This is a genomic window from Nocardioides sp. NPDC058538, assembly GCF_042719275.1.
Taxonomy (GTDB): Bacteria; Actinomycetota; Actinomycetes; order Propionibacteriales; family Nocardioidaceae; genus Nocardioides.
On record NZ_JBHXNY010000006.1, the window covers coordinates 171895 to 197223 of the forward strand.

26 protein-coding genes and 1 tRNA gene are annotated in these 25329 nt (G+C 70.3%); 9 read left to right on the top strand and 18 right to left on the bottom strand.

What is annotated here, in order from left to right:
• Positions 1–23 precede the first annotated feature (23 nt).
• From ACFWQC_RS08025 to ACFWQC_RS08035, 3 genes are all read right to left on the bottom strand, one after another.
• Positions 24–689 carry a response regulator transcription factor gene (locus ACFWQC_RS08025; protein ID WP_378675556.1) on the bottom strand — a complete coding sequence of 222 codons (666 nt, stop codon included), beginning with the start codon at positions 687–689 and terminating at the stop codon, positions 24–26.
• Between the two features lie 26 nt (positions 690–715).
• Entirely contained in the window at positions 716–1978 is a 1263-nt protein-coding gene (locus ACFWQC_RS08030; RefSeq protein ID WP_378675558.1) for an Nramp family divalent metal transporter, read from the bottom strand.
• 143 nt (positions 1979–2121) lie between these two features.
• Entirely contained in the window at positions 2122–2964 is an 843-nt protein-coding gene (locus ACFWQC_RS08035) for a helix-turn-helix transcriptional regulator (protein WP_378675561.1), read from the bottom strand.
• Positions 2965–3065: 101 nt separating this feature from the next.
• Here ACFWQC_RS08035 and ACFWQC_RS08040 point away from each other — a divergent pair, with 101 nt between their 5' ends.
• The gene (locus ACFWQC_RS08040; RefSeq protein ID WP_378675563.1) at positions 3066–3773 is read left to right on the top strand and encodes an SDR family NAD(P)-dependent oxidoreductase; all 708 of its coding nucleotides are present in this window, start codon (positions 3066–3068) and stop codon (positions 3771–3773) included.
• Here ACFWQC_RS08040 and ACFWQC_RS08045 read toward each other — a convergent pair.
• Positions 3767–4516: an HAD-IIA family hydrolase gene (locus ACFWQC_RS08045; RefSeq protein ID WP_355018299.1), complete on the bottom strand. Its 750-nt coding sequence runs from the start codon at positions 4514–4516 to the stop codon at positions 3767–3769. The two genes, ACFWQC_RS08040 and ACFWQC_RS08045, sit on opposite strands and share 7 nt — an antisense overlap.
• Before the next feature lie 210 nt (positions 4517–4726).
• Between ACFWQC_RS08045 and ACFWQC_RS08050 the strand changes: the two genes are divergently transcribed.
• A complete protein-coding gene (locus ACFWQC_RS08050) occupies positions 4727–6247 on the top strand; it encodes an alpha/beta hydrolase (protein WP_378675566.1) in 1521 nt (506 codons plus the stop codon).
• 166 nt (positions 6248–6413) lie between these two features.
• Here ACFWQC_RS08050 and ACFWQC_RS08055 read toward each other — a convergent pair whose 3' ends face one another.
• The 3 genes from ACFWQC_RS08055 to ACFWQC_RS08065 all read right to left on the bottom strand — a co-directional run bounded on the left by ACFWQC_RS08055 (position 6414) and on the right by ACFWQC_RS08065 (position 8954).
• Positions 6414–6800 carry a hypothetical protein gene (locus ACFWQC_RS08055; RefSeq protein WP_378675568.1) on the bottom strand — a complete coding sequence of 129 codons (387 nt, stop codon included), beginning with the start codon at positions 6798–6800 and terminating at the stop codon, positions 6414–6416.
• A gap of 117 nt (positions 6801–6917) precedes the next feature.
• On the bottom strand, positions 6918–7739 hold the full coding sequence (locus ACFWQC_RS08060; protein WP_378675571.1) for an aldo/keto reductase: 822 nt from the start codon (positions 7737–7739) through the stop codon (positions 6918–6920).
• 33 nt (positions 7740–7772) lie between these two features.
• A complete protein-coding gene (locus ACFWQC_RS08065) occupies positions 7773–8954 on the bottom strand; it encodes an MFS transporter (protein ID WP_378675573.1) in 1182 nt (393 codons plus the stop codon).
• Positions 8955–9094: 140 nt separating this feature from the next.
• Here ACFWQC_RS08065 and ACFWQC_RS08070 point away from each other — a divergent pair, with 140 nt between their 5' ends.
• Positions 9095–9547, top strand: a complete 453-nt coding sequence (locus ACFWQC_RS08070) for a MarR family winged helix-turn-helix transcriptional regulator (RefSeq protein ID WP_378675576.1) — start codon at positions 9095–9097, stop codon at positions 9545–9547.
• A gap of 10 nt (positions 9548–9557) precedes the next feature.
• Here the strand turns inward: ACFWQC_RS08070 and ACFWQC_RS08075 are convergent, their stop codons facing one another.
• The 3 genes from ACFWQC_RS08075 to ACFWQC_RS08085 are packed head-to-tail and all read right to left on the bottom strand — an operon-like array spanning position 9558 to position 11723.
• The gene (locus ACFWQC_RS08075) at positions 9558–10166 is read right to left on the bottom strand and encodes a response regulator (protein ID WP_378675579.1); all 609 of its coding nucleotides are present in this window, start codon (positions 10164–10166) and stop codon (positions 9558–9560) included.
• Positions 10163–11305, bottom strand: coding sequence for a sensor histidine kinase (locus tag ACFWQC_RS08080; RefSeq protein ID WP_378675582.1), 1143 nt, complete (start codon positions 11303–11305; stop codon positions 10163–10165). The genes ACFWQC_RS08075 and ACFWQC_RS08080 overlap by 4 nt, the downstream gene beginning before the upstream one ends.
• A gap of 10 nt (positions 11306–11315) precedes the next feature.
• Positions 11316–11723, bottom strand: a complete 408-nt coding sequence (locus ACFWQC_RS08085; protein ID WP_378675585.1) for a DUF6069 family protein — start codon at positions 11721–11723, stop codon at positions 11316–11318.
• 134 nt (positions 11724–11857) lie between these two features.
• Between ACFWQC_RS08085 and ACFWQC_RS08090 the strand changes: the two genes are divergently transcribed.
• The gene (locus ACFWQC_RS08090) at positions 11858–12511 is read left to right on the top strand and encodes an NAD(P)H-binding protein (RefSeq protein WP_378675588.1); all 654 of its coding nucleotides are present in this window, start codon (positions 11858–11860) and stop codon (positions 12509–12511) included.
• A 13-nt stretch (positions 12512–12524) separates the two neighbouring features.
• On the opposite strand, the gene ACFWQC_RS08095 is transcribed toward ACFWQC_RS08090, so the two are convergent.
• Both ACFWQC_RS08095 and ACFWQC_RS08100 read right to left on the bottom strand, forming a co-directional pair.
• Positions 12525–13043: a DinB family protein gene (locus ACFWQC_RS08095; protein ID WP_378675591.1), complete on the bottom strand. Its 519-nt coding sequence runs from the start codon at positions 13041–13043 to the stop codon at positions 12525–12527.
• Positions 13040–14140 (bottom strand): NAD(P)H-dependent flavin oxidoreductase, encoded by a 1101-nt coding sequence (locus ACFWQC_RS08100; protein ID WP_378675594.1) that lies wholly within the window; start codon positions 14138–14140, stop codon positions 13040–13042. The genes ACFWQC_RS08095 and ACFWQC_RS08100 overlap by 4 nt, the downstream gene beginning before the upstream one ends.
• A gap of 64 nt (positions 14141–14204) precedes the next feature.
• Here ACFWQC_RS08100 and ACFWQC_RS08105 point away from each other — a divergent pair, with 64 nt between their 5' ends.
• Positions 14205–14786 (top strand): dihydrofolate reductase family protein, encoded by a 582-nt coding sequence (locus ACFWQC_RS08105; RefSeq protein WP_378675597.1) that lies wholly within the window; start codon positions 14205–14207, stop codon positions 14784–14786.
• Between the two features lie 127 nt (positions 14787–14913).
• Here ACFWQC_RS08105 and ACFWQC_RS08110 read toward each other — a convergent pair whose 3' ends face one another.
• The 4 genes from ACFWQC_RS08110 to ACFWQC_RS08125 form a co-directional block, all read right to left on the bottom strand.
• A complete protein-coding gene (locus ACFWQC_RS08110) occupies positions 14914–16239 on the bottom strand; it encodes a hypothetical protein (protein WP_378675600.1) in 1326 nt (441 codons plus the stop codon).
• Positions 16240–16317: 78 nt separating this feature from the next.
• A complete protein-coding gene (locus ACFWQC_RS08115) occupies positions 16318–16734 on the bottom strand; it encodes a limonene-1,2-epoxide hydrolase family protein (protein WP_378675603.1) in 417 nt (138 codons plus the stop codon).
• A gap of 9 nt (positions 16735–16743) precedes the next feature.
• The gene (locus ACFWQC_RS08120; protein ID WP_378675606.1) at positions 16744–17505 is read right to left on the bottom strand and encodes an FkbM family methyltransferase; all 762 of its coding nucleotides are present in this window, start codon (positions 17503–17505) and stop codon (positions 16744–16746) included.
• Between the two features lie 145 nt (positions 17506–17650).
• On the bottom strand, positions 17651–18409 hold the full coding sequence (locus tag ACFWQC_RS08125; RefSeq protein ID WP_378675609.1) for a DsbA family protein: 759 nt from the start codon (positions 18407–18409) through the stop codon (positions 17651–17653).
• A gap of 105 nt (positions 18410–18514) precedes the next feature.
• On the opposite strand from ACFWQC_RS08125, the gene orn reads away from it, so the two are divergent.
• From orn to ACFWQC_RS08140, 3 genes are all read left to right on the top strand, one after another.
• Positions 18515–19183, top strand: coding sequence for an oligoribonuclease (orn, locus tag ACFWQC_RS08130; RefSeq protein ID WP_378675741.1), 669 nt, complete (start codon positions 18515–18517; stop codon positions 19181–19183).
• Positions 19184–19231: 48 nt separating this feature from the next.
• A tRNA-His gene (locus ACFWQC_RS08135) sits at positions 19232–19307 on the top strand.
• 91 nt (positions 19308–19398) lie between these two features.
• Complete coding sequence (locus tag ACFWQC_RS08140) at positions 19399–20304, top strand: GNAT family N-acetyltransferase (protein ID WP_378675612.1); 906 nt, start codon at positions 19399–19401, stop codon at positions 20302–20304.
• On the opposite strand, the gene ACFWQC_RS08145 is transcribed toward ACFWQC_RS08140, so the two are convergent.
• Both ACFWQC_RS08145 and ACFWQC_RS08150 read right to left on the bottom strand, forming a co-directional pair.
• Entirely contained in the window at positions 20301–21143 is an 843-nt protein-coding gene (locus tag ACFWQC_RS08145) for a ribokinase (RefSeq protein ID WP_378675615.1), read from the bottom strand. The two genes, ACFWQC_RS08140 and ACFWQC_RS08145, sit on opposite strands and share 4 nt — an antisense overlap.
• Positions 21143–23503 carry a phosphoribosyltransferase domain-containing protein gene (locus tag ACFWQC_RS08150; protein ID WP_378675618.1) on the bottom strand — a complete coding sequence of 787 codons (2361 nt, stop codon included), beginning with the start codon at positions 23501–23503 and terminating at the stop codon, positions 21143–21145. Before ACFWQC_RS08150 ends, ACFWQC_RS08145 begins: the two co-directional genes overlap by 1 nt.
• 158 nt (positions 23504–23661) lie before the next feature.
• On the opposite strand from ACFWQC_RS08150, the gene ACFWQC_RS08155 reads away from it, so the two are divergent.
• A complete protein-coding gene (locus ACFWQC_RS08155) occupies positions 23662–25149 on the top strand; it encodes a cellulase family glycosylhydrolase (RefSeq protein ID WP_378675621.1) in 1488 nt (495 codons plus the stop codon).
• Positions 25150–25329: the final 180 nt, after the last annotated feature.

The window sequence follows — 25329 nt, forward strand, 5'->3', positions numbered from 1 at the left end:
ACCCGACTTCTCCCCCTTCTCGATCAGCCGAGCCGGAAGCCGTAGCCGCGCACCGTGTGCAGCGGCAGGTCCCGACCCAGCTTGCTGCGAAGCGCGGTCACGAAGAAGTCCAGCGACCGCGACTTGCCGACCGCCGGCGTACCCCACACCTGAAGCAGCAGCTCGTCGCGACTCACCGCCTCGCCGGTGCGAGCGATCAGCGCGGCCAGCAGATCGAACTCCGTCGCGGTCACCGAGACCGGGGACCCACCACGGTGAACGGTGCGCGCGGCGACGTCGACGCTCAGCTCGCCCAGCGTGACCACACGCTCGGCCGGGCGCGGTTCGGCGGAGGCCATCCGGCTCCGCCGAACCAGCGCGTGCACACGCGCGAGCAGCACCGCCCTGCCGACCGGTTTCACCAGGTAGTCGTCGGCGCCGGCCCGCAGGCCGAGGACGACAGACCCGTCACTGTCACGGGCCGTGAGCACGAGAACGGGAACAGTCGAGACCCGCCGCACCGTACGCAGGAAGTCGAGTCCGTCCATGTCCGGCAGGCCGAGATCGAGCACCACGAGGTCGGCCCCGGCGATCTGGTGCAGGCCGTCGTCTCCGCGGCTGCAGTGGATCGGGGTCCACCCCACGTCCTGGAAGGCGTCCACCAACGCCTCCGCAACGCTCGGGTCGTCCTCGACCACCAGAATCCGCACGGGATCAACCTAACGTGGTGCGGTGATCAGAACGCGCCGGTGATGACGACGCGGACCTGATGCACCGCCAGTGCCAGGAAGACGAGTGCGCACAGGCCCATCACGACGTTCGAGTAGATCCGGTTGCGCCATTCGCGCGGCACCCGGTCGGTGTTGAGGATCCACAGGAGCGTGATGGCGAGGAACGGCATGAAGAGCGCCCCGAGCACACCGTAGGCGAGGATCAGATAGACCGGCTGGTCCAGGAACAGGGCGATGATCGGCGGGAACGTCAACCACAGGATGTACGTGCGGTACCAGATGCCGCCGGCGAGCCGCTCGGGCGCGTCCTCGGGTGCCTTCCGCACGTGACCGGCGAAGTCGGCGAACATGAGGCTGACCCCGTGCCACACCCCCACCAGCGAGCTCAGCGCGGCGGAGAGGAAGCCGATCAGGAAGATCGTTCCGGCGGCGGGGCCGTACCGATCCTCGAGAACGTTCCCGATGTCGAGCATCCCCTTGTCGCCGGTGTCGACCGCGATGCCTGCCGAGTACAGCAGCTCAGCCCCGACGATGAGCGTGGAGACGACGAAGATTCCGGTCACGACGTACGCGACCGAGTTGTCGATGCGCATCACCCGCATGAACGCCGGGGTCGCCCAGCCCTTCTCACGCAGCCAGTAGCCGTACGCGGCAAGCGTGATCGTCCCGCCGACACCGCCGGCGACGCTCAGGATGTTGAGCAGCGACCCGTCCGGAATCCGAGGCACCAGGCCGGCGGCGAGGTCGGGCAGGTTCGGCACCGTGAGCGCGGCAGCGGCGACCATCGAGATGAACATCAACAGCACCATGATGCTGAGAGCCTTCTCGAACAGTCCGTAGCGGCCGGTCCAGACCAGCGCGAGGCCGAAGATCCCGGCGATGATGCCCCAGGCCTTCACCGACAGCACCGGCAACAGGGCGTGGGCGGCGAGCCCGGTGCCGGACATGGCGGCAGCGCCGTACACGAAGCCCCAGATGATGAGGTACGGCCCGAAGTAGGCGTGGGTCCAGCGGCCCAGGCTGCTCCAGCCCTCATAGATCGTGCGTCCGGTCGCCAGGCTGTAGCGACCGGCTCCCTCGACGAGCACGACCTTCATCAGGCATCCGAGCACGACGGCCCAGAGCAGCGCATAGCCGTACTTGCTGCCCGCGATCATCGTGGCGACCAGGTCGGCGGCGCCGACACCGGTCGCGGCGACGACCAGGCCGGGTCCGATCAAGCGCCAGCGAGGGACGGCCCCTGCGGACTTGTCATCGATGACAGTCATCAGTTGTAACTCCTCGGTCTTCTCCGGGTGGGGTCACCCGGAGAAGGCCGACTATGTGACGGTCGACACAGTCGCGTCCACGAGGAGAGGCCCTGAGCGGGCTTTCCTTACACAACCCAATGAAATCGGGCCTTGCCCGCTGCTCACCCGAGCGCCTGGTTGCCGACGACCGTCGCCAGCTCCAGACGCTCGGCGTCCTCGGTGCCAGGCTCGGCGGTGTAGACCATGATCCGCAGGTCCTCGACGGCGACGGTCAGGGTGTCGCAGTCGAGGGCGATCCGGCCGACCGTGGGGTGGTCGATGATCTTGTGTCGTGCCGGTTCGTGGTGTCGGGACGGGTCGGTGCTCTCCCACAGGTCCGCGAAGCGGGGGCTGGCAGCGCGCAGGTCGTCGATGAGCCGTCGCAGTCTCTGATCCCCGGGGTAGCGGGCAGTGGTGAGGCGCAGATCGGCGACCAGACCCCCCTGCAGCGCCTCGGTCTCCGCCCGCGTGGAGACGGCTCGACTGCTCTCGAGGACGATGTTGCGCCACACCGCGTTGCGCTCGCGGCCGCGCCACGTCGTCGTCGCACCCATGAGTGCGTCGTACGCCTCGTTGGCGATCACCAGGTTCCACGCGGCGTCGTAGACCACGACCGGGGTGTGCGCCAGCCGGTCGAGGAGTCGCTGCACGCTCGGCGAGACCCGCGAGGAGATCACCTCCCTCCCCGGGGTGACATGCCCGGCGAGCCGGAACAGCACGTCGCGGTCCGCGTCCGGGAGCCGGAGCGCCCGGGCGAGCGCCTCGACCACCTGCGCCGACGGCGAGGTCGCCCGGCCCTGCTCGAGCCGGGTCAGGTAGTCGACCGAGATACCTGACAGGTGCGCGACCTCCTCGCGTCGCAGCCCGGTGGCCCGACGACGGCCACCGGGCGGCAACCCGACCGTGGCGGGCTCCACGCGATCGCGCCAACGGCGCAGCATCTTGCCGAACTCCGATGACTCCATCCCACCAGTGTCCGGCACGGTGGAGCCGATGTCCTGGCCCTGCCAGTCCTACGAAAACCGGACCGCTTCCTGGGCCCGTGTCTCCGGTGCAGCCTGGAGGCATGACCACCACACTGATCACCGGGGCCAACAAGGGCCTCGGCAAGGAGACCGCCCGCCGCCTTCTCGCCGCGGGACACACCGTCTATGTCGGCGCCCGTGACGAGGCCCGTGGCCGGGCCGCCGCCGCGGAGCTCGGCGCCCGGTTCGTACGCATCGACGTCACTGACGACGCCTCCGTCTCCGCCGCTGCCGAGCAGATCGCCGCCGACGGCGGCCTGGACGTACTCGTCAACAACGCCGGCGTGGAGCCGCGGCTGGCCGACAACGCCATCCCCACCGCCGCCGACGAGAGCGTCGAGGACGTACGCGCCACCTTCGAGACCAACCTGTTCGGCGGGATCCGGGTGACCCAGGCCTTCGTCCCGCTGCTGCTGAAGTCGCCTGCGCCCGTCATCGTCAACGTCTCCAGCGGCCTCGCCTCACTGAGCGTGCTGAGCGATCCCGACGGCTTCACCTACTTCTACCGCGGCCTGAGCTATCCGGCGTCCAAGGCCGCCGTCAACGCCGCCACCATCCAGTTCGCCAAGGCGTACCCCGCCATCCGGATCAACGCGGTCGAACCCGGCTTCACCGACACCGAGCTCAACGGCCACACCGGCACCCAGAGCGTCCAGGAAGGTGCCGAGATCATCGTTCGGATGGCGCAGGTCGGTCCGGACGGCCCGACCGGAACATTCGTCTCCGGCCACGGCCCGCTCCCCTACTGAGCGTCGAGCAGAGGCAGTACGTCGGCGATGGAGGAGACGACGCGAGTCGGCCGGAACGGGAAGGTCTCGACCTGCTCGGGCCTGGTCGACCCGGTCTCGACGAGGATGGTGCGCATCCCGGCCTCGAGGCCGCTGATGATGTCGGTGTCCATCCGGTCGCCGATCATCACGGTCGTCTCGGAGTGGGCCTCGAGCTGGTTGAGGGCGCTGCGCATCATCAGCGGGTTGGGCTTGCCGATGAAGTAGGGCGCCCGGTTGGTCGCGGCGCTGATCAGCGCGGCGACGGAGCCGGTCGCGGGCAGCGTGCCCTGCGGGCTCGGCCCACTCGGGTCCGGGTTGGTCGCGATGAACCGTGCACCGCCCTCGATCAGCCGGATCGCCCGGGTGATCGCCTCGAACGAGTAGGTGCGGGTCTCGCCGAGCACGACGTAGTCAGGGTCGTTCTCCGTCATCACGTAGCCGACCGCGTGCAGCGCGGTCGTCAGACCGGCCTCCCCGACGACGTACGCCGAACCGTCCGGCCGCTGGTCGGCGAGGAACTGCGCGGTCGCGAGCGCCGAGGTCCAGATCGACTTCTCCGGGACGTCGAGACCGGACCGGAGCAGCCGGACCCGGAGGTCCCGCGGGGTGTAGATCGAGTTGTTCGTCAGCACCATGAACGGCACCGAATTCTCGGTGAGCTTAGCCAGGAACTCGGCGGCGCCTGGGATCGGCTCCTCCTCGCGCACGAGGACACCGTCCATGTCGGTCAGCCAGGTGTTGATGGGGCGCTCGTCGATCACGGAGACATCCTCGCCGATCGCAGCCCAACCGCCAACCGTTGTCGCCGACTACTACTTTCCCCACCGGTCAATAGTGCTTTCGGTCACCCGGGAATGGTCTTCGGCCGGATGTTCCCGTCCTCCGATCAGCGAAGACTGACACCGTCCCAGCATCATCCTCGGGAGGAAGACATGAAACGCATCTCAGTACCGCTCGCCGTCGCCGTCGTCTCGCTGGCGGCCACCCTGGCTCCAGGAGTCTCGCTGGCAGCTCCAGCCGCGGCCCAGGCCGCGACTCAGGCCGCGCCACCAGACACCATCAAGTGGGACAGGTGTCCCGCCGAGATCTCTCCGGTGCCGATCCCGAAAGGGATGCAGTGCGGCACCCTGAAGGTGCCCCTGGACTACAGCAACCCCGACGGTAGAACGATCGACATCGCGGTCTCACGGCTGGCGAGCACGAAGCCCGACAAGCGGCGCGGCATCCTGCTGACCAACCCCGGCGGCCCCTCCGCGGGTGAGGGCTATCCGGCGATGCTCGTCGCGATGGGTCTGCCGCAGAGCGTCCGGGACAGCTACGACGTGATCGGCTTCGACCCGCGGGGAATCGGCCGCAGCACGCCGGGGACGTGCGACCTCGCCGAGGAGCAGCTGCTGACCGGGAACATCCCGCCGTACGCGCTCGACGCCGCCGATGTGACCGAGCGGGCAGCAGAGAGCAAGCAGATCGCCGAGCAGTGCGCGACGTCCAAGACATCCTGGATGCTGCCGCACGTCACCCCGGCCAACACCGCACGTGACATGGACCGGATCCGGACTGCGCTGGGCGAGTCGAAGCTTTCCTACGCCGGTGCCTCCTGGGGGACCCACCTGGGCGCGGTCTACACCACCCTGTTCCCGCAGCGCAGCGACCGGATCGTGCTCGACAGCAACATGGGCCCGGGTGGCTGGGACTACGCGGGCGACCGGCTGTGGTCGCAGGGCGTCGAGGACACCTTCCCTGCGTTCGCGAAGTACGCGGCGGCGAACCACCGCGAGTACGGCCTGGGCAAGACACCGGCGCAGGTACGGGCGACGTACTTCGAGCTCGCCGAGCGGCTGGAGAAGAAGCCGATCCAGACGCCGGACGGCCCCTTCGACCATGTCGCGTTCCGGATGATCAACTTCGGCTTGCTGTACGGCCCGACCCAGCTGCCGCTGCTGGCCGGCATCTGGCAGGCGGTCGACGCGAACCAGCCGCCGCCACCGCTGCCCGGAGGCGACGCCGTGACCGACGTGGACAACCTCATCTCCGGTCGCTATTACATGATCTGCAGCGACGCGCACTGGCCGTCGTCGGTGGCCACCTACCAGCGCAACGTCGCCACGGACCGGATCAGATACCCGCTGTTCGGCGCGGCCGGAGCCAACATCACGCCGTGCGCGTACTGGCCGGAGCCCACCGAACCGGCGGTCCGGATCACCGATCGGGGTCCTGCCAACGTACTGATGGTGCAGAACCTCCGCGACCCGGCGACACCGCTCGCCGGTGCGCGGGAGATGCGCAGGGCGTTGGGCGAGCGGGCCACCATGGTGACCGCCGAACAGAGCGGCCACGGCGTCTTCCCGGCAGGTAGGAACCGTTGCGCGAACCACGCCGTGACGACCTATCTGACCACGGGTGAGATGCCGTCGCGCGACTACCACTGCTCGGCCGACGCCGCCCCCCGCTGATCCCTGTCCGATCCCTCGACCGTCTCCACCCGGCCATTAGATTGTCCGGGTGGAGACCATCGACGGTGAACCGGTGCTGGAGCGGCCGACCGTGGCCGAGGTCGAGGCGGCTCAGGCCGACGGCCGCTGGGACAACCCCTGGAACTTACGCCTCCCGGTCACTGGCTCAGTCAGCCAGGCGCAGGTCGCCCTCAGCCCGGGGCGGCAGGTTGGAGAGGGCGGCCTGGACGAGCGCGACGCGTGCCTTGACCGTGACCGCCCGGCGGAGCCGGCCGACGTCGTCACCGATGTTGCGCTCGACGGACTCGCGGATCTGCTCCTCCGGGAAGCTTGGACGACCACCGACCGGGACCTCGATGTCGGGGAGGTCGGTGAGCACCGGGAAGATCTGGGTGCCGATGCTGTCCAGGAGCTTGAAACGCTGGAAGCGGTCGGTCTCGTCCCAGACCTTGTCGATGTCGGCACCGCCCTTGCGGAACCTCCGGCCGGAGGCCAGGACGGTCTTGGCCGTCCCGGTCAGGGCCACGGTGAGCTCATGCTCGGTCAATCGCATGCGCCAAGCATGCCCGCAACCGGCCCGGACATCTCCCCCGGGCCGATCACCCTTCGATAACACCTGCTCCCCCAGATACCAGCCGCAGATATCAGGCGCAGATATCAGGCGCAGATATCAGGCGGCGTTGAACGTCGCCGGGTCCGGACCGGTGCGGCCCTCGCACTCCAGCGCGTCGATCGTGGCCAGGTCGGCGTCGGTGAGATCGAAGCCGAACACGTCGAGGTTCTGCGCGATCCGCGCCGGGGTCACCGACTTGGGGATGACGATCCGGCCCTGCTGGAGGTGCCAGCGCAGGATCACCTGGGCAGGAGTGCAGCCGAGACGGTCGGCGATCGCGGTGATCGCCGGATCCTGGAGGATCGCGCCCTGGGCGAGCGGGCTCCAGGCCTCGGTCGCGATCCCGAACCGGTCGCCGGCAGCGACCGTGGCGCGCTGCTGCAGCGCCGGGTGCAGCTCGATCTGGCTGACCGCCGGCACCGTGCCGCCGAGCCCGACGATCCGGTCCAGGTGCTCGGGCAGGAAGTTCGAGACACCGATCGCGCGGGTCCGGCCTGCGGCGTACAGCTCCTCGAGGCCCTGCCAGGCGCCGACGTACAGGTCACGGGCGGGGGTGGGCCAGTGGATCAGGTAGAGGTCGGCCTGGTCGAGACCGAGGAGCTCGAGGCTCTTCTCGTACGCCTCGACCGGCCGCTCGTGGTCGGCGTTCCAGAGCTTCGTGGTGATGAAGAGCTCCTCGCGGGCGATGCCCGACTTCGCGAGCGCGCGGCCGACGCCGGCCTCGTTGCCGTAGACCGCCGCGGTGTCGATGCTGCGGTAGCCGGCCTCGAGCGCCGCGGTCACGGCTGCCTCGGTCTCGTCGTCGGGCACCTGGAAGACGCCGTAGCCGAGCTTCGGCATCTCGACGCCGTTGTTCAGGGTGATGTTCGGGATGGTCATGAGACTTCTCTTCTCTCGGGAGTTGGGTGAGGTTCAGGCAGGGACGGGAACGGACGTACGCCGCTCGCCCCCGGGCGCACGGACGGCGACCAGCAGCACGAGCAGACCGAGCGCGGTGACCCCGGCGCCCGCCCACAGCGGCGAGGTGTAGCCGAGCCCGGCGGCGAGGGTGATGCCGCCGATCCAGGCGCCGAGCGCGTTGCCGAGGTTGAAGGCGGCGATGTTCGCGCCGGAGGCGAGGGTGGGGGCCTGGTCGGCGTACCCCATCACGCGCATCTGCAGGGCCGGCACCGTGCCGAAGCCGACCGCGCCCATCAGAACCAGCGCGACGACGGTCAGCACCTGGCTGGTCGCGACGAGGGCGAAGGCGGCGAGGACGAGAGTCAGGGCGGCCAGGAGCACCCCGAGGGTCCTCACCACGTCGCGGTCGGCGGCGCGGCCGCCCACGATGTTGCCGAAGAAGAGGCCGACGCCGAAGAGGACGAGCAGCAGCGGGACCGCGCCCGCGGAGAAGCCGCTGACCTCGGTCAGGGTGAAGGCGATGTAGGTGAACCCGCCGAACATGCCGCCGTAGCCGAGCACGGTCAGGGCGATCGAGAACCAGACCTGCGGGTTGGCGAAGGCGGCCAGCTCGGTGCGTACGGCCGGGGCGGCTGCCTCGCCGCGACCGGTGTGGGCCGGGACGAGGAGGGCGATGCCGATGAAGGCGATGATGCCGATGACCGTGATGGCCCAGAAGGTCGAGCGCCAGCCGGCGGCCTGGCCGAGCAGGGTGCCGAGAGGTACGCCGAGGACGTTGGCGAGGGTGAGACCGCCGAACATGAAGGCGATCGCGCTGGCCTTGCGCTCCGGAGCGACCAGCTGCGCGGCGACGACGGCGCCGATGCCGAAGAAGGCGCCGTGGCACAGGGCCGCGACGATCCGGCCGACCATCATCGTGGCGTAGTCGGGCGACATCGCGGAGATCAGGTTGCCGAGGATGAACAGCACCATCAGGCCGAGCAGGGCTCGTTTACGGGGCACGCGGGTGAGCGCGAGGGTCAGGGCGATCGCGCCGATCGCGACGCTGAGGGCGTAACCGGAGATGAGGTAGCCGGCGGTGGTCTCGCTGACTGCGAAGTCGGTGGAGACCTCGGGCAGCAGGCCCATGATGACGAACTCGGTGAGGCCGATGCCGAACCCTCCGATCGCGAGGGCTAGCAGTGCGACGGGCATGGATGACTCCTGAACGTGGACGGGTTGCGTCTGTCGATAGTCCGCGTGCGCATTAGTTGCACACGCTTCGTATTTATAGTTGCACGCGCGCACTATCCGCGCAACTCGGGTATGCTTGAGGTGTCCACGAAGGAGGACCCATGGGAATCGCTGACGACGCCGTCGAGATCCGCGCACAGGGCTGGCGCACGCTGGCGGCCGTGCACGGCCTGATCGAGGCCGCGCTCGAGAAGGCGCTGCAGCGCGAGCACGGGCTGTCGGTCGTCGAGTTCACCGTGCTCGACGCGCTCAGCCGCCAGGACGGCTGGCACATGCGCATGCAGCAGCTGGCGCGCGCGGCCGCCCTCTCCTCCTCGGCCACGACCCGCCTGGTCACGCGCCTGGAGAACCGCGACCTCCTCACCCGGATCCTGTGTGCCGACGACCGCCGCGGGATCTACACCGAGCTCACGCCTACCGGACGCGCCCTCTTGAAGAAGGCCCGCCCGTTGCACGACGAGGTGCTGCGTACGGCACTGGACGAGGCCGCCGAGATCCCCGAACTCGCGCCGCTCGTGCACGCGCTCGGGTCCTTGTCGCCGGCCCCGGCCTGATCGCGCAGCGTCAGGCGAGCCAGCCGTTGCGGCGAGCGGTGAGGGCCGCCTCGGTCTTGTTGCGGGTGCAGGTCTTGCCGATCGCGGCCGAGAGATAGTTGCGCACCGTGCTCGGCGAGAGGAAGAGCCGGCCGGCTATGTCGGCGATGCTCGACCCGTCCTCGGAGGCCGCGAGCACGTCGCGCTCGCGCGCGGTCAGCGGGTTCGGGGCGGCGCGGAGCGTAGCGGCGGCCAAGGCGGGGTCGAGGACCGTCTCGCCACGCAGCACCCGGCGGATCGCGTCGGCCAGCTCCTCGACCGGCCCGTCCTTGACCAGGAAGCCGACCGCGCCCGCGGCCATCGCCTCGCGCACGTAGCCGGGCCGGGAGAACGTCGTCAGGATCATCACCCGGCACTCCGGGATCGACGCGCGCAGCTCGCGCGCGGCCTCGATTCCGCTGATCCCGGGCAGCTCGATGTCGAGCAGGGCCACATCGGGGCGCACCTCGAGCGCCGTCTGCACGATCTCGGTGCCGGTCCCGACCTGGGCGACCACTTCGAGGTCGTCCTCGAGCCCCAGCAGCACGGCGAGCGCGCCGCGCATCATCGCCTGGTCCTCGGCGAGCAGGATGCGGATCACGATGCCGGCACCCGCGCCTCGAGGCGGAACCCGTCGACCCCAGGACGTACGTCGAGGCGACCGTCGACCGCATGCAACCGCTGCCGCAGGCCCTCGAGTCCGCCTGACCTCTCGCTCGTGTCCACCGGACCGCCGATTCCGTCGTCGACCACGGCGAGCCGGAACTCGCCGCCGTCCTCGGTGAGCTCGAAGCGGCAGCTGGCCGCCCCGGAGTGCCGGAGTACGTTCGTGGCGCCCTCCCGCACGACCCAGGCGAGCGCCTGGCCGGCGATGTCGGGCACCTCGGCGGGGGCAGCGGTCACCGACGTACGGATCCCGGCGGCGTCGAGCGCGCGACGTGCGCCGTCGAGCTCGTCGGCCAGGGAGAGCGTCTTCATCTGGTCGACGGCGACCCGGACGTCGGCCAGCGCGGCGCGCCCGACCTCCTCGATGTCGGCCGCGTGCGCGGCGGCTGCCTCGGGGTCACGAGCCGCCAGGCGGCGTACGGCCTCGGCCTTGACCACCATCACGCTCAACGTATGGCCGAGCAGGTCGTGGAGGTCGCGCGACATCCGGGCGCGCTCCTCGGCCACCGCCGCCCGGGCCAGTTCCTCGCGGGTGCGGCGGAGCTGCTCGACCGCCTCGATCAGACGCAGGAAGGAGGTCGTGGTGATGCCGCTGAGCAGGGTGCCGCCGACACTGAGCAGGTAGGCGTCGCCGATGCCCTCGATCAATGCGATCGAGACCGCGACGCCGACCGTGGCCGCGACGATCGCCACCAGCAGGCGCCAGCCCCGCAGCACCGTCGGCGACACGATGGCCAGCACGCCCCAGACCGTCTGCCAGCCCTCGCCCTGCATCGCGGCCAGCACGATCAGCACGACGAGGACAGGCAGCAGGACACGGACCCGGCCCGTGACCACGAGAGCCACCGCGGCCCCAGCAAGGGCCACCACCAGGACCACCTGGCCGACGGCCGGCAACGCCTCACCGGAGAGGTTGAGCAGCGGGAAGAGCAGCAGCACCGGCAGCCACACCAGCACCACGCCGTGGCGCACCGCGCTTCGCGCGGTCACTCCCTCGCTCGGCGCGCCCGGACGAGCAAGCTCGCCGGTCGACCTCGCTCCGGTCGTCTGGAGGTGACACCACAACCCGGACACGTTCGTCACCTTATCGCCGCCGCAGGCCGGCGATGACCACAACGGCGACCACGACATGCAGGCTCGCGAGGCCCAGTCCGGCAGCCAGGGTGAGCGCGCTGGTCGGTGTGATCAGGGAGAGCACGGCGATCGCGACGGCGAGCATCGTCCATCGCCGCGTCCCGCGCTCGGAACGGCCCTCCCACCAGCGCAGCAGCGCCCCGCCCGCCAGTGCGATCAGCAGACTGCTGACGATCACCGACCCGATCCCGATCTGCTGGCTGCCGGCGCCCGACTTCACCTCGAGCTCCACTCCCCCGGCCTGGGTCCACAGCAGCCACACGGCCGTTGCGGCCACGGCCGCCGCGGCCGCCACGCCGCCGATCCGCGGCCAGCCGACCCGGGTGCGCTGCGCGGTCTCGTTCGTCACGGTTGTCATGCCTGTCCTCCGTCTCCACCACCCACCGTGGGTGGTGTCTCCAGACTCGCGCTCCGCGGCACCCGGACGTCAGATCTGATTGTCCGGACCCCACGGTGACAATTGTCAGTGGCGGATGCGCCTATCGTGGAGGCATGCGCATCGCCATCGTCGGCGGCCACGGCAAGGTCGCCATGCATCTCCATCCGATCCTCGCGGCCGCGGGCCACACCCCGGTCGCGCTCGTACGCCGCGAGAGCTACCGAGCCGAGCTCGAGGCGCTCGGCGCCGAGGTCGGCCTGCTCGACATCGAGACCCAGGACGCCGACGGGTTCGCCGCCGCCTTCGCCGGCTGCGACGCGGTGGTCTTCGCCGCAGGCGGCGGCCCCGACGGCAACATCGAGCGCAAGCGCACCGTCGACCTGGAGGGCTCGACCAAGTCGATCGCGGGCGCCAAGGCCGCCGGCATCCGGCGCTTCGTACAGGTCTCGGCGATCGGCGTCGACGAGCCGGTCCCGGCCGATGCCGGAGAGGTGTGGAAGGCGTACGTCGAGGCCAAGCGCGACGCCGACATCGCCCTGCGCGACAGCGACCTCGCCTGGACCATCCTGCGTCCCGGCAGCCTCACCGACGACCCCGGAACCGGGCGGGTGAAGCTGGCCCCGAAGCTCGACCGTGGCACCATCCCGCGCGCCGACGTGGCCGCGGTCATCGCCGCCGTGATCGATGACGACGCCACCGTCGGCAAGCAGTGGGAGCTGGTCTCCGGTGACGCCTCGATCGACGAGGCCATCGCCGCCGTCCTCTGACCTGGGCGCTGAATCAGCGAAGACTCAGCAAGCCCTTCACGTACGCCGCCTGGCCGATGTGCTGGGCGGCGTCGTCGACGACGCTGACCAGTCGCACCGCGGTGGTGACCGGCGGGTCCCAGTGCTCGTCGATGACGCGAGCGAGATCCTCCTCGCTCAGCGAGCCAACCAGCTCGATCGTGGCCGCGTGGACGGCCTGGTAGTAGCCGGTCAGTAGCGTCGGGTCCTCCAGCCGGAATGCCGCGACCTCTTCGGCGGACTGTCCGTACCCCATCGCCCGCGGCCGATAGGGCAGCCCGAACCTCTCCACCCAGCCGTCGCTCGCCCACACCTCGTCGGTGCCGGCGAGCGGCGCGATCTGGGCGTCCTCCATCCGGGCGATGTGCCACAGGATCCAGGCGATCGAGTTCGCGCGGTCGTAGGGCCGCCACAGCAGGTCGTCGACAGAGAGCCCGTCGACGATCGAAGGAAGGGTCTCCGCGATCCGGCCGAAGCCGTCCGCGAGCAGTCGCTGGGGCCAGGTTTCGCTCATGCCTTCCGTTCTACACCGTCGCTCTGGACCGTGTCCGGCAGCTGGCTCCGAGCCTCGCTCCACATCCGGGTCACGATGTCGGCGGCCGGCTCGGCCGCCGCGCGCGCCGCGGCCTGGCCGGCCCAGTGGTTGGCCCGGTCCAAGGTCACCTCGGCAGCGGGGTCGGGCGTCCCCTTGCGCCACCTGGCGACCAGCCGACGCTGGTGCGGATAGGGCGCGGGCGACGGCGCCCCCGGCGCCTCCCAGGAGCGCACATACGGCGTCGGCGCGGCGCGGCCGAGGCGGCCGGAGTAGGCCCGGGTGGCGACCGTGTCCTCCGGCGCGAGCCCGTCCAGCGAGCCCGCCCAGGCGTCGGCGATCGCGGTCTCCGGCGAACGCAGCAGCGCGGTGCCGATCTGCACGGCACTCGCCCCGAGGGTCAGCGCGGCGGCGACGGCGCGTCCGTCGGCGATCGCGCCGGTGGCGATGACCGGCACGTCGACACCGTCGACGATGTGCGGCAGCAGCGCGAACAGCCCTACGGCCGTACGCTCCGCCGTCTCCGGCTCGAAGACCCCTCGGTGCCCGCCGGCCTCGAGACCCTGCGCCACGACGGCGTCGGCACCAGCCTCCTGCGCGGCGATCGCCTCGGCCAGGGTCGTGGCGCACGCGAACCAGGCGATCCCGGCCTCGTGCAGGCGGTCGACGTACTCCGGCGAGAAGAGACCCATGATCGAGGAGACGGCCCTCGGCCGGGCGGCGAGCATCGCCTCACACTGCTCCTCGAACGACGGCGCGGGCGGCTGCTCGGGGCCCGGCGTACCGAACCTTCCCAAGAACTCCTCGGCGGCCGAGATCCTGGTCGGGTCGTCATCGGCCGGGTCGGGGATCCAGATGTTCAGCTGGAACGGACCCGTCGACAGCGACCGGAACTCGGCGGCCCACTCCGCGATCCGCTCGGGCGAGTCGAGCACCACCCCCGCCGCGCCCATCCCACCGGCATCGGCGACCGCGGCCGCCGCCGCGGGCGGGCAGGCACCCGCCATCGGCGCCTGAAGGATCGGCATCGAGAGGCCGTACGCCTCGCAGAACTCCTGAGCACGTCGTCGGGCCGTCATGACATTCACGGTAGCGCCCGGAAACCCCTGGCGCCGTACTAGCCGGGGCGGCAGGATCGGCCCCATGCGCACACTCATCTACTCCGCATTCGTATCCATCGACGGCGTCGTCGACTCCCCCGGCGGCGGCTCCGAATACGAGCAGCACCGCAGCGGCGGCTGGACCTACAAGGACATCGAGTTCCTGCCGGAGGCCTACGCGATCAAGGGCAGCGAGATGGAGGAGGCCGGCGCGTTGATGTTCGGCCGGCGCAGCTATGAGGCGTTCGCGCCGATCTGGCCCGACATCGAGGACTTCGCGGTGGTCAAGGCGATTCCGAAGTACGTCGTCTCGACGACCCTCGGCGACGACGCCCTGGTCGAAGGTTGGGGTCCGCAGAACATCGTGAGGTCGCTGGACGAGGTCGAGAAGCTCAAGCAGGGCGACGGGGGCCCGATCCTGATCGCCGGCAGCGCCGAGCTCGCCCGCAACCTCTCCGACGCCGGCCTGATCGACCGCTACCACCTGCTCGTCTTCCCCGTCGTCCTCGGCGCCGGGAAGTCGATGTGGAGCGAGACCGACAAGGACAAGCAGCGGCTCGCGCTGGTCGAGTCGGAGACCTACGCCAACGGCATCATCAAGCTCGTCTACGACGTCGTCCGCTAGGGGCTGATTCGGAATGCGGCGCCGAGCCAGACGCCGTCCAGCGCGTGGCCTGGCCAGGCGCCGCCAGGGCGCGTGCTGGGCGGCGTATGGCCGGCGCTTCCGCATTCGGAAAAGGCCCTAGCCGCGGTCAGGGGCAGCGCGCGTAGAGACGACGCGACCCGGTTCCGTACGCCGCGGGATCGGTGAACGCGCAGCCGTAGTCGGGTGCGGCGACAGCTGCCCGGTCGAGCACGTCGTCGCCGGCCGGGCGGTCGCCGTGCTCGACCCACTCGACGAGGTCGCCCCAGGCGGCCGAGGCCTCGGCGGGGCTGAACTCGCAGTGCCCGGCCGAGCGGATCGCGCGCTGCACGACCAGACGGTCGCGGTGGTGGCGGGCCACCTCGCGTGCGTAGATCTGCTCCAGCGAGAACGGCACGAACATGTCGCCGAGGTTGTGCAGGCTCACCACCGGGGCGGTGGGACGGCCGGAGATCCGGGATGGGGCGTTGAGCCGGTGGCTGTAGCGCCCGGCCGGGTCGGCGGGGTCGGCCCGCTCGATCTCCGTGTTCAGGTCGACCGGCGAGCTCGGCGTGTAGACGGTGTCCCGGTTGGTCGCCACGCGGCCGATGTTGAAGCCCAGCGTGCCGCCGTCGTCGACCGACGGCAGCGTGAAGAGGAAGTCCTTCCACTGCCCGAAGGCCGCCTCCGCGCCCGGGCGCGGGCCACCGCTGCGCTCGATGGTCATCGCGCGCAGCTGCTCGCCCTCCGGGCTCAGGGTGCCGCCGAGCCCGAGCCGCTCCTTGATCACCGGGACGTCTACGCTCTGATAGTCCTTGGTGTAAGGGTACGCGTCGTGCCCGGCGAGCGCCTGCGCACCGAGGTTGTAGTCGACGAAGAAGTCGAAGAGCTCCACGTCCCCCAGCTGCCCGCACATCGGCATCGCGCCGTCGTAGAAGCCCGGATACTGCTCCAGCGAGCGCCCGATCACGTGCCCGCCCATCGACACCCCGGTCACATAGGTGCGGGTCGCCTTGCGCGGCAGCAGCTTGGAGGCGTACGTCGCCAGGTCCCGGGTCGATCGCACCCCGGCGCCCACGTCGTAGCCGTTCGTCGAGTAGCTCGACGCGGCCCAAGCGTAGCCCTGCTCGAGGAACGTACGCCGCAGCCCGAACCCCGGCGTCTCGGGCGTCAGCGTGTAGCTGAGCCCGCGATAGCCGTGGGCCCACATCACCAGCTCGCCGTTCCAGTTCGCCGGCACCTCGAGGACGTACGCGGCGTGCTCGCGCACGCCCTGACGCACCGTGGTCTCCTCGCCGCCGACGACGATCGGCGCCACCGGCGGGTTGCTGATCGTGTAGCCCGGCAGCGGCTGGTCACCGGGTGGTTCGCGGTCGGCGAGCGCCGGGCCGGTCGAGGCGACCAGGGCGGAAGCGGTCAGGAGCAGGGCGAGGAGAGCGGCTGACGCACGAGGCATGTCTCCGAGAGTAGGGCTCACTGTGACTGGCGTCACAGGAACAGCGCACGAGGTGTCTCGTGCAGCGCGCACAACGGCTCAGCGGCCGACGGCCTTCCGGATCGCACCGAACGCGGCTTGGCCGACGCCCTTGATGCCGGCCGCGATGAACGTCGTCCAGTCGAAGTAGTCGCGCCACAGCACGATCTTGCCGTCGCGCACCTCGAAGGTGCCGCACACCCAGAACTCGGCGGAGACCGAGCCTCGGCTGAGCACGTCGATGCGCTCGGTGAGCACCACCGGCCCGTTGGCCGCGATGTTGATCATCCGGACCTCGAAGCCGGTCGTGTACTTCCCCATGACCCGCAGCTGGCGCCCGACCTCGGAGAGGCCACGGGCCGGCGGGATGGGCACGTTCTGGTAGGTGACGTCCTCGGCACACAGCGCCAGCGCGGCGTCGACCTCTCCGGTCTCGAGCGCGGCCAGGAACTGCTCGACGATCTGGATCTCGGTCATGTTGCTACGTTAGCGCTGTTCAGCGGCCAGTGGCGGGCTCAGCACCAGACAGTCCTGGCGGTGCAGGGCCGGGTCGTCGAGAAGCTCCTCGACGGCGATGCGTCGGTCAGGCACCCGTCGCAACGCGCTCGAGTCCTTCTCCATGACGAAGACGTCGCGAGTCCGGGCCAGCTCGGCCAGATAGCCACGACCCATGTGCTCGATCTCGAGCATCAGCGCCCAGCGCTCCGTGCCCGCCAGAGACCCGGCTGCACCGGCGACCACCTCGCGCTCGAACCCCTCGACGTCCACATTCACGCAGAACGAACGCGCCGACCCGCCGAGCACCTCGTCGAGCGTGGTGACCTCGACGTCGCGGAGCTGCCAGCGGGCCGAGCCGTCGTGGCGCTCGTCGTAGAGCGACGACGTCCCCGACCAGGTCCGGTCGACCGCGAACCGCGCGGTCCCGGGCTTGTCGGCCACGGCCTGCGAGCGCAGGTCGATCGCGATCCCACGGGTCTCGAGGGTCTTGCGCAGGACCTTGTGCAGCGAGGTGTTCGGCTCGAACCCGATCAGCTCCACCCCGTCGGGGACGTCCACCCCGACGAGCATCTCGCCGTAGTTCACGCCGATGTCGATCACGGTCTGCCACTCGTGCAGCCCGAGCGCCAGCCGCCACAGCTCGAGCGAGCCGCGGATGATCCGCCCCTTGTTGGCGATCAGGCCGAGCGCCCGCGGATCGGTCGGCTTCACATAGATCCGATGGCCTTGTTCGGTCGTCGCGTACGCCATCTCGAGCACCTTCGCGTAGGGGTCTTCGGCCCAGCCGCCCTTGGCTGTCGCCGAACCGTAAGCCCCCTACCGAAACGGCAGCCGAACCCTGGGCAGCGCGGATCGGACCACCAGCGAGAGGTACGCCACGCCGCCCGAGACCAGGTCAGGAGATCTGCTCGACCAGGTTCGCGGCGATCTCCTCCATGGTGTTGCCCTCCAGGAACTGCTCCCCGTCGAGCAGGATGGTAGGAGTCCCGTGGACACCGTCCGCGGTGGCAGCCGCAGTGGCGGCGTCGGACCAGGCCTTGCCGTCGAGGTTCTCGATGCGGTCCTTGACCGCGGACTCCTCGGCTCCGGCCTCGACGGCGAGGTCGACGAGATCGGCAGCCTCGGGGTAGGGGCCGGCCTCGCTGGGCTGGTTCTCGAAGAGCAGGTCGTGGAACTTCTTGGCGACCTGGTTGCCGGCCTCTTCCTGGACAACCGCGAAGCTCGAGGTGGCGAGCTCGGAGTAGGGGCCGAACCGGTCGAGGAGGACGAACGGGCGGTAGTCGACCTGAACCTTGCCCTCGGCGGCCAGCTCGGCGAGATCCTCACCGGACGCTGCCTCGAAGTCACCGCACACGGGGCACAGGAAGTCCTCGTAGATGACGACCTTGCGGGGCGCGTCGTCGGGACCGATGACCAGGCCGTGCTCGCTGCTGCCGGCCTTGGCCGCGGTGATCTCGTCACCACCGGACCGGTTCAGGCTGAACCAGACCAGGCCACCGACGATCACCGCGATGGCGGCGCAGACCGCCACGACGGTGAGGATCGACTTGCGGGCCTGCTTCTTACGCAGGGCCTCCAGCTCCGCGGCGGCCTTGGCAGCGCGGGCCTCACGCTTCTCCTTGCGCGAAGGGCTGCTGTCTGAATCCGTGCTCATGAAGCCAACATAGGTGCCTCTCCTGAGCGCAGGCTGAAACCACGCCATGGGAACCGTTATCACATCGTCTCCTAACCCTCCGCGAAGCCGTTGACCAGCGGCGTTATGGTGCTCTGCGTGGCTTCACTGAACGAACGTCTGGTCTGGATCGACTGCGAGATGACAGGGCTGTCCCTCGAGCACGATGCGCTCATCGAGGTGGCAGCCCTCGTCACCGACTTCGATCTCAACGTGCTCGGCGACGGGGTCGACATCATCATCAAGCCCCCGGCCGAGGCGCTGGAGCAGATGGACGACTTCGTACGCGACATGCACACCAAGTCCGGCCTGCTGGTCGAGCTCGAGAACGGTGTGCCGATGCGCGAGGCGGAGGAGCAGGTCCTGGCGTACGTCTGGGAGCACTGCGGCAAGGACTCCCGGCCGCCGCTGGGTGGCAATACGGTGGCCACCGACCGCAACTTCCTGGCCCGCGACATGTCCGAGCTGGAGGGGTTCCTCCACTACCGCAACGTCGACGTCTCCTCGATCAAGGAGCTGTCGCGTCGCTGGTTCCCGCGGGCCTACTTCTCGGCTCCCCCCAAGCGCGGCAACCACCGCGCGCTGGCCGACATCCAGGAGTCGATCGAGGAGCTTCGCTACTACCGCGAGGCGGTCTTCGTGCCGATGCCCGGACCGGACTCCGAGGTGGCGAAGGAGATCGCCGGCCGGCACGGAGCCTCGATCACCGGCCTCGGTGACCCGGCGGCCACCCCCGATTCCACAGATCCGGCCTGATTCCCCTATAATTCTTGCTGGCTCGGACATGCGCTGTGCGGGCCGATGGTGGGTATAGCTCAGCTGGTAGAGCGCCGCCTTGTGGTGGCGGATGTCGCGGGTTCAAGTCCCGTTACTCACCCCATCAGAACGGCCCGTCCGAGAGGACGGGCCGTTTGTCTTCTGTGGGGAATTTGCCCTTGGGTTCACGGAGATACCTGACTAAAGTCAGGTATATGACAGTGGACACCTCGGTGATGCGCAAGTTCAACATGAGCTACGTCCGTCGGGTGGGAGCGCTCGAGGACTCCTTCCTCGGCAGTGGTCTCCCCTACGGCACGGCCCGGATCCTCTACGAGATCGGGCTCGGCGCCCTGCCGACCGCCTCGGGCTCCGCTTCGGCCATCACCGTTCAAGACCTCAGGACCCGCCTCGGCGGCCTCGACTCCGGCTACGTCAGCCGGATGCTGCGGACGCTGGAGAGCAAGGGGTACATCGCGACGGACCGCGACCCGGCCGACGGCAGGCGCCGACTGGTGGTGCTCACCGAGGACGGCCTCAAGCAGTGGGACGACCTCGAGCGCCGCTCCGAGGAGCGCGCCCATCTGCTGCTCGATCCGCTGACCCAGCGGCAGCGCGACCGCCTCAACGAGGCGCTGGCGACGGCCGACCTGCTGGTACGGGCCGCCGCGATCACCATCGAGCAGGTCGACCCGCGCGACCCGATGGCCCAGGAGGCGATGGGCCACTACTTCGCCGAGATCGGCGACCGCTTCGGGTTCACGGTCGGCGACGAGGGCTTCGGCGACGACCCCTCGCTGCGAGCGCCCCACGGCACCTTCTTCGTCGCCGCCAGCGACGGGGCCCCGGTCGCCTCCGGCGCGGTCCGCGAGTTCGAGGGCACCGCCGAGATCAAGCGGATGTGGGTCGACCCCGCCTGGCGCGGCGCCGGCCTCGGCTCACGCCTGCTGCGCCACCTGGAGGCCGAGGCGCTGCGGCTGGGCCACCGGGTCGTACGCCTCGACACTCGCGACGTCCTCAGCGAGGCGATCGGGATGTACGAGCGGGCCGGGTACGAGCGCATCGACCGCTACAACGACAACCCCCACGCCACCCACTTCTTCCGCAAGGCGCTGGGCTAGGCGTACGTCTCCAACCGCTCCAGCGGCGGCTGGGCACTGGGGTGCGCGACCGCGGCCGCGCCGACCGCGCAGGCCGTACGCAGCGCCTCCTCGTCCCCTGCGCCGGCCTGGATCGCGAGGGTGAGCGCAGCGGAGAACGCGTCGCCGGCGCCGACGGTGCTGACCACCTCCGGCGCCGGCGCGGCCGGGACGCGAGCGGTCTCGGTGCCCTCGGTGATCATGGCCGCACCCGCGGCGCCGTAGGTCACCGCGACCCGCCGGGCCGCGCGCAGCTCGGGCATGGCGGCGTACTCGGTCTCGTTGACGATGAACAGGTCCACCCGCCCGACGAGGTCGGCCGGGAGGGGCCGGGCCGGGGCGGCGTTGAGCGCGACGAACCCCGGCGCCCGCGCGGCGACCGCGCGGATCACCTCGAGCGACAGCTCGAGCTGCATCAGCACGGCCTCGTCCACCCCGACCGAGATCCCGTCGGCGGCGACCGACGCGTTGGCGCCGGCGCACACCACGATCTGGTTCTCCCCCGTCGCGTCGACGGCGATCAGTGCCGTGCCGGTCGGCGAGTCGGTGATGCGAACACCGGCGACGTCGACCCCGGCGGCCCGGATCGTCTCGACCGCCCAGGTACCGTCGGCATCGGCGCCGACCGCGCCGACCATCCGCACTCGCGCTCCGAGCCGGCTCGCCGCGACGGCCTGGTTGGCACCCTTCCCACCGACGTCACGGCGCAGCCGACCACCGCCGACGGTCTCTCCGGCGCCGGGCAACCGCTCGACGAGCGCCGTCAGATCGACGTTGATGCTTCCGACGACGACCAGGTCCTGTGGCGGGCGCACCGGCATCAGGGACGTACGAGACCGATGCAGGAGTAGGGCAGGCCGGAGATGCGCTCCACCGGCACGTCGCGCGCCTCGGCGAGCTTCTTCACGTGACTCACATCGGCGTCGTGGGCCGGGTCCACCAGGATCTTCGCCGGCTCGCCGTGCAGCAGCAACCGGAGGGTCTCGTCGACGCCGGCCTGAACGAGGCTGACGTCGCCGTCCGCGAACTTCTCCGCGACCTCCTCGACCGCGTCCCAGCCCACCCAGGTGGGCGTGTGGTCGCCGCCGAGGTGGGCACCGAGGTCGAGCATCACCTTGGTGCGCACGATCGGGAAGCGGGCGGCGACGGTGTCGATGAACTTCTTGGACACGTCGGCCGGAGCCAGGTCGGCGTGGAACACCGCGCCGTGGAAGTCGTTGGGGCCGACCCGGTCGTCGTCGATGACGGGGCGCGAGACGAGGCCCGAGACGGTCGACCCGAGGGAGGCCGACGGGATCAGGTAGTCCTCGCGGGTGCCGTAGACCGCCACGCTCCGGCCCGGGTCGGCGAGGACCGCGAGCTCCGGGGAGAACGGCGAGGCCAGATGGGCGTCGAGCGTCGAGTTGGCCTTCTCGACCGACGCGGCCAGCTCGCGGGCGATCGCGCCCGTGCCGGTCCACCCGTCCACGAACATCACCTGAGCGGGGTCGTGGTGGGCAGCCAGGTAGGCGAGCGCGGTCTGGTCGATGCCGCGCCCACGGATCATCGAGATCGCGTAGTGGGGCAGGTCGAGCCCGTGCACGCGCTGCGCCCAGCGCCGCATCAGCACCCCGATCGGGATGCCGGCACGCACCAGGGAGACCAGCACGGCGTCCTGCCCGCGCCTGGCCAGCACCTGCTCGGTGACCAGGCCGATGGCGTACGCGACCCGCTGGGCCGATGCGGTCAGGGCCTCGTCGAAGAGCTCCCGGTGTGCCTCTGCGGGCTCCTCGGCCGGCGCGCCCGCCGGGTCCGCTGACAGGTCGTTGAGCAGCCAGGCGACGTCGTCGCGGTCGTAGGAGCCGAAGGCCGGCCCGTGGAGCGGAGCAGGCAGCTGCCGGGCGGGCTGGTCGTGGCGCGGCTCCGGGGCGTACGCCGGGATGGTCACGACCACGACCCGCGGCGCGAGCCGGGCGAGCTGATCGACCAGGCCGCCCTCCTCGTGCAGCGCGGGTGTGTCGGCCGGCTCGTCGACGACCAGCACGATCGTCTCGAAGGCACCCTCATGCAGGTTGTAGGCGAAGCGTGGCCCGTCGCCGTCGGCCGGGTCGTCGTGGGACGGGAAGGTGATCGCGGTGCGGATCGCGTAGCCCGGGTCATCGACGTCGAGCACCGGCGACCGGGTGGTCGTCGAGTAGGTGATCTCGTGGCGGCGGCCCTCGGCCGCGCGGCGGTCCGCGAGCGCGGAGGCGATCCGCAGCGGGGCGTACATCAGCTCCTCGGTGCCGAGGACGTGCACCGGGCCGTCGGGGATGCGGCCGGCGACGGCCGCGGCGGTCACCGTGACGGCCGACTCGTAGGAACCGGCGGCGCTGGGCGTGAAGCCGTGGCGGCCACCCTCCGGAACTGCGCGTGGCCAGGTCGCGACGACCTGGACGACCTCGCCGCGCGGACGCCGGCTCGGCTCGACCCCGGCCAGCTGACGGAGGTTCTCGACGGTGTCGATGAGCCGGTTGCCGTTGTCGGCGAGGTCCTCGGGCAGCTCGATCTCGCCGCTCGCGAGGGAGACCACGTCCAAGGTCGCGCGCAACCGCTTGATCGAGCGCTGCATCCGGCCCCGGTCGTCCTCCGAGCGCAGGTCGACCAGCGCGGCCACGACGTAGTGCTTGTGCGGGAACTTCTTGTGCAGTGCCCGGATGGTGTTGACGACCGTCTTGCCGGTGATGACCTCGTCGTCGACCAGCACGAGGGTCTCGGCACGGGCGAGGAAAGCCGGATCGGCGGGGAGCAGCCGGTGGGCGGTCGCGTGCGAGTGCTCCTCGAAGAAGTCGGCGACGGACTCGATGCCGTCGACGACCCGGCGGGTGGAGTGCAGGTAAGGCGCCCCGAGGGCGTCGGCGACGAGATGACCGAGCGCGGTCGCGGTCTCGGCGTAGCCGAGGACCACCGCGTCACCGGTGACCGCCGCGCGCGCCTTGGCGCCCAGGCGCAGCCCGGCGTCGGTCACCAGACGCGGGTCGGTCGGGACGTGCTTGCCGAGGACGGAGGAGACCAGGAGCTGTGCCCGGCGGGGGTTGCGTCGCACCGCCAGACCGACCAGATCGGTGAGCATCATCCCGCTCGGCGCGTCGGTCGTCCGCAGACGCACGCCCAGACGTTCGGCCACCCAGGTGCCTGACCAGCCGCTCGCTTCGTCTCTCACAGGTGACATTCTCCCCCAATGCTCCTCGTCTGACTCAACCGCAGACAGGCCGTCCCTGTCCACTGCATGTCCTGTCCGAGCAGCCCCTGCGCCCGGCCCGCCGTTCAGAATGAGAACGTGTTCTTGCCGGACGTGACCAAGAGCACTAGGTTCCGCACATGTCACGTCGCTCGGGAAGCTTCGCCATCGTTGCCGCCGCGGCGGCTGTGCTCGCCTTCGGGACCTCACTGCTGAGTCCGGTCGGACCAGCCGGCGCCGACCCGGCGGAGGCTGATCCGACGAAGGGGGCCCAACGGCTGTCCCGCGAGGGGCGCTGGCTGGTCGACCAGCACGGCCGGATCGTGCTCGTGCACGGGCAGAACCTCGTCTGGAAGCACGATCCGTACGTCCCACCCGACTCGGCCGAGGGCTTCACCGCGGCCGACGCGGACTGGCTGGCGGAGCACGGCTTCAACGGTGCCCGGATCGGCACCCTGTGGGCGGGCGTGACCCCGGACGCCCCTGGGCAGGTCGACGAGGACTACCTCGACGACTGGCAGCGCGTGATCGACCTGCTCGCCGACAAGGGCATCTGGATGCAGTACGACTTCCACCAGGACATGTGGCACGAGACCTACGGCGGCGAGGGCGTGCCCGACTGGGCAGCGAAACGGCCGGCGCCCTACAACCTGCACCCGCCGATCAAGCTGTCCTTCCCTGCGACGTACATCACGCCCGAGCTGGCCACCGTCTACGACAACTTCTGGGCGAACAGGAACGGTGTGCAGGACGGCTGGGCCGCGGCCTGGGGCGCGGTCGCGCAGCGGTGGGGCGACCAGCCCTACTCGATGGGCTACGACCTCATCAACGAGCCGTGGGCGGGCCGGGAGTGGCTGACCTGCCCGATCACCGGGTGCGCGAGCTCCTACCGGGACGAGTTCCAGCCGGCGTACGAGAGGGCGACGGCGGCGATCCGGCGGTCCGACCCCGACGGCATCGTCTGGTACGAGTCGCAGCTGCTCGCCAATCAGGTCCCCAACTCGAGCTTCGGGCCGGCGAACGACGACCAGGTCGGCTACTCCTGGCACAGCTACTGCCCCTACGGCTATCTCGACTCCCAGGGCATCCCGATCGGGGTCAGCGGCTGCAAGGACTACGACGAGACCCACAACCTCGAGGCGCTCGAGCAGGCCGAGACGATGGGCGCGACCAACCTGATGTCGGAGTTCGGCGCGACCGACAACACCGAGCTGCTGGCCATCGACACCGCCTCGGCCGACGACCACTTCACCTCCTGGATGCACTGGGCCTACAAGCACTGGGACGACCCGACCACCGCCGACGGCGCGCAGGGGATGTTCGCCGACGACGCCGATCTCTCGACGGTGAAGTCCGAGAAGCTGCGTACGCTGGTCCGCACCTATCCGCAGGCCACGGCCGGCACCCCGGTCGACCTCTCCTTCGACCCCGCCACCGGCGCGTTCAGCTACACCTACGAGCCGTCCGCGGAGATCGACGAGCCGACCGAGATCTTCGTCAGCCCGATCCACTACCCCTCCGGGGCGGACATCGCCGTCGAGGGCGGCAAGGTCGTCGGCGAGGGCGAGCACAACCGGATCCTGGTCGAGGCGACCGGAACCGAGCCGGTGACCGTCACGATTGACTAGTGGTCTGAGCCGATAGTTCGTCCCTGGTCCGTCGTCAGGGTGCGTGCTGGGCGAGGCGCCCCCGCGAAGGCATACCGGGGTCTTTCGAGCGGGGGCAACGCCGCCCAGTGCGTGCCATGGCGGCGGAACGGGGACGAAATTGAGGCGATGACCACTAGGCTGGTCGCGTCCCGCCCGCTC

Bases quoted from the DNA above. Each gene is read 5' to 3' on its own strand.
- ACFWQC_RS08030 (WP_378675558.1), bottom strand. From the start codon at position 1,978: ATGACTGTCATCGATGACAAGTCCGCAGGGGCCGTCCCTCGCTGGCGC.
- ACFWQC_RS08035 (WP_378675561.1), bottom strand. From the start codon at position 2,964: ATGGAGTCATCGGAGTTCGGCAAGATGCTGCGCCGTTGGCGCGATCGC.
- ACFWQC_RS08040 (WP_378675563.1), top strand. From the start codon at position 3,066: ATGACCACCACACTGATCACCGGGGCCAACAAGGGCCTCGGCAAGGAG.
- ACFWQC_RS08045 (WP_355018299.1), bottom strand. From the start codon at position 4,516: ATGGACGGTGTCCTCGTGCGCGAGGAGGAGCCGATCCCAGGCGCCGCC.
- ACFWQC_RS08050 (WP_378675566.1), top strand. From the start codon at position 4,727: ATGAAACGCATCTCAGTACCGCTCGCCGTCGCCGTCGTCTCGCTGGCG.
- ACFWQC_RS08055 (WP_378675568.1), bottom strand. From the start codon at position 6,800: ATGCGATTGACCGAGCATGAGCTCACCGTGGCCCTGACCGGGACGGCC.
- ACFWQC_RS08060 (WP_378675571.1), bottom strand. From the start codon at position 7,739: ATGACCATCCCGAACATCACCCTGAACAACGGCGTCGAGATGCCGAAG.
- ACFWQC_RS08065 (WP_378675573.1), bottom strand. From the start codon at position 8,954: ATGCCCGTCGCACTGCTAGCCCTCGCGATCGGAGGGTTCGGCATCGGC.
- ACFWQC_RS08070 (WP_378675576.1), top strand. From the start codon at position 9,095: ATGGGAATCGCTGACGACGCCGTCGAGATCCGCGCACAGGGCTGGCGC.
- ACFWQC_RS08085 (WP_378675585.1), bottom strand. From the start codon at position 11,723: ATGACAACCGTGACGAACGAGACCGCGCAGCGCACCCGGGTCGGCTGG.
- ACFWQC_RS08090 (WP_378675588.1), top strand. From the start codon at position 11,858: ATGCGCATCGCCATCGTCGGCGGCCACGGCAAGGTCGCCATGCATCTC.
- ACFWQC_RS08095 (WP_378675591.1), bottom strand. From the start codon at position 13,043: ATGAGCGAAACCTGGCCCCAGCGACTGCTCGCGGACGGCTTCGGCCGG.
- ACFWQC_RS08100 (WP_378675594.1), bottom strand. From the start codon at position 14,140: ATGACGGCCCGACGACGTGCTCAGGAGTTCTGCGAGGCGTACGGCCTC.
- ACFWQC_RS08105 (WP_378675597.1), top strand. From the start codon at position 14,205: ATGCGCACACTCATCTACTCCGCATTCGTATCCATCGACGGCGTCGTC.
- ACFWQC_RS08110 (WP_378675600.1), bottom strand. From the start codon at position 16,239: ATGCCTCGTGCGTCAGCCGCTCTCCTCGCCCTGCTCCTGACCGCTTCC.
- ACFWQC_RS08115 (WP_378675603.1), bottom strand. From the start codon at position 16,734: ATGACCGAGATCCAGATCGTCGAGCAGTTCCTGGCCGCGCTCGAGACC.
- ACFWQC_RS08120 (WP_378675606.1), bottom strand. From the start codon at position 17,505: ATGGCGTACGCGACGACCGAACAAGGCCATCGGATCTATGTGAAGCCG.
- ACFWQC_RS08125 (WP_378675609.1), bottom strand. From the start codon at position 18,409: ATGAGCACGGATTCAGACAGCAGCCCTTCGCGCAAGGAGAAGCGTGAG.
- orn (WP_378675741.1), top strand. From the start codon at position 18,515: ATGGTGCTCTGCGTGGCTTCACTGAACGAACGTCTGGTCTGGATCGAC.
- ACFWQC_RS08140 (WP_378675612.1), top strand. From the start codon at position 19,399: ATGACAGTGGACACCTCGGTGATGCGCAAGTTCAACATGAGCTACGTC.
- ACFWQC_RS08145 (WP_378675615.1), bottom strand. From the start codon at position 21,143: ATGCCGGTGCGCCCGCCACAGGACCTGGTCGTCGTCGGAAGCATCAAC.
- ACFWQC_RS08155 (WP_378675621.1), top strand. From the start codon at position 23,662: ATGTCACGTCGCTCGGGAAGCTTCGCCATCGTTGCCGCCGCGGCGGCT.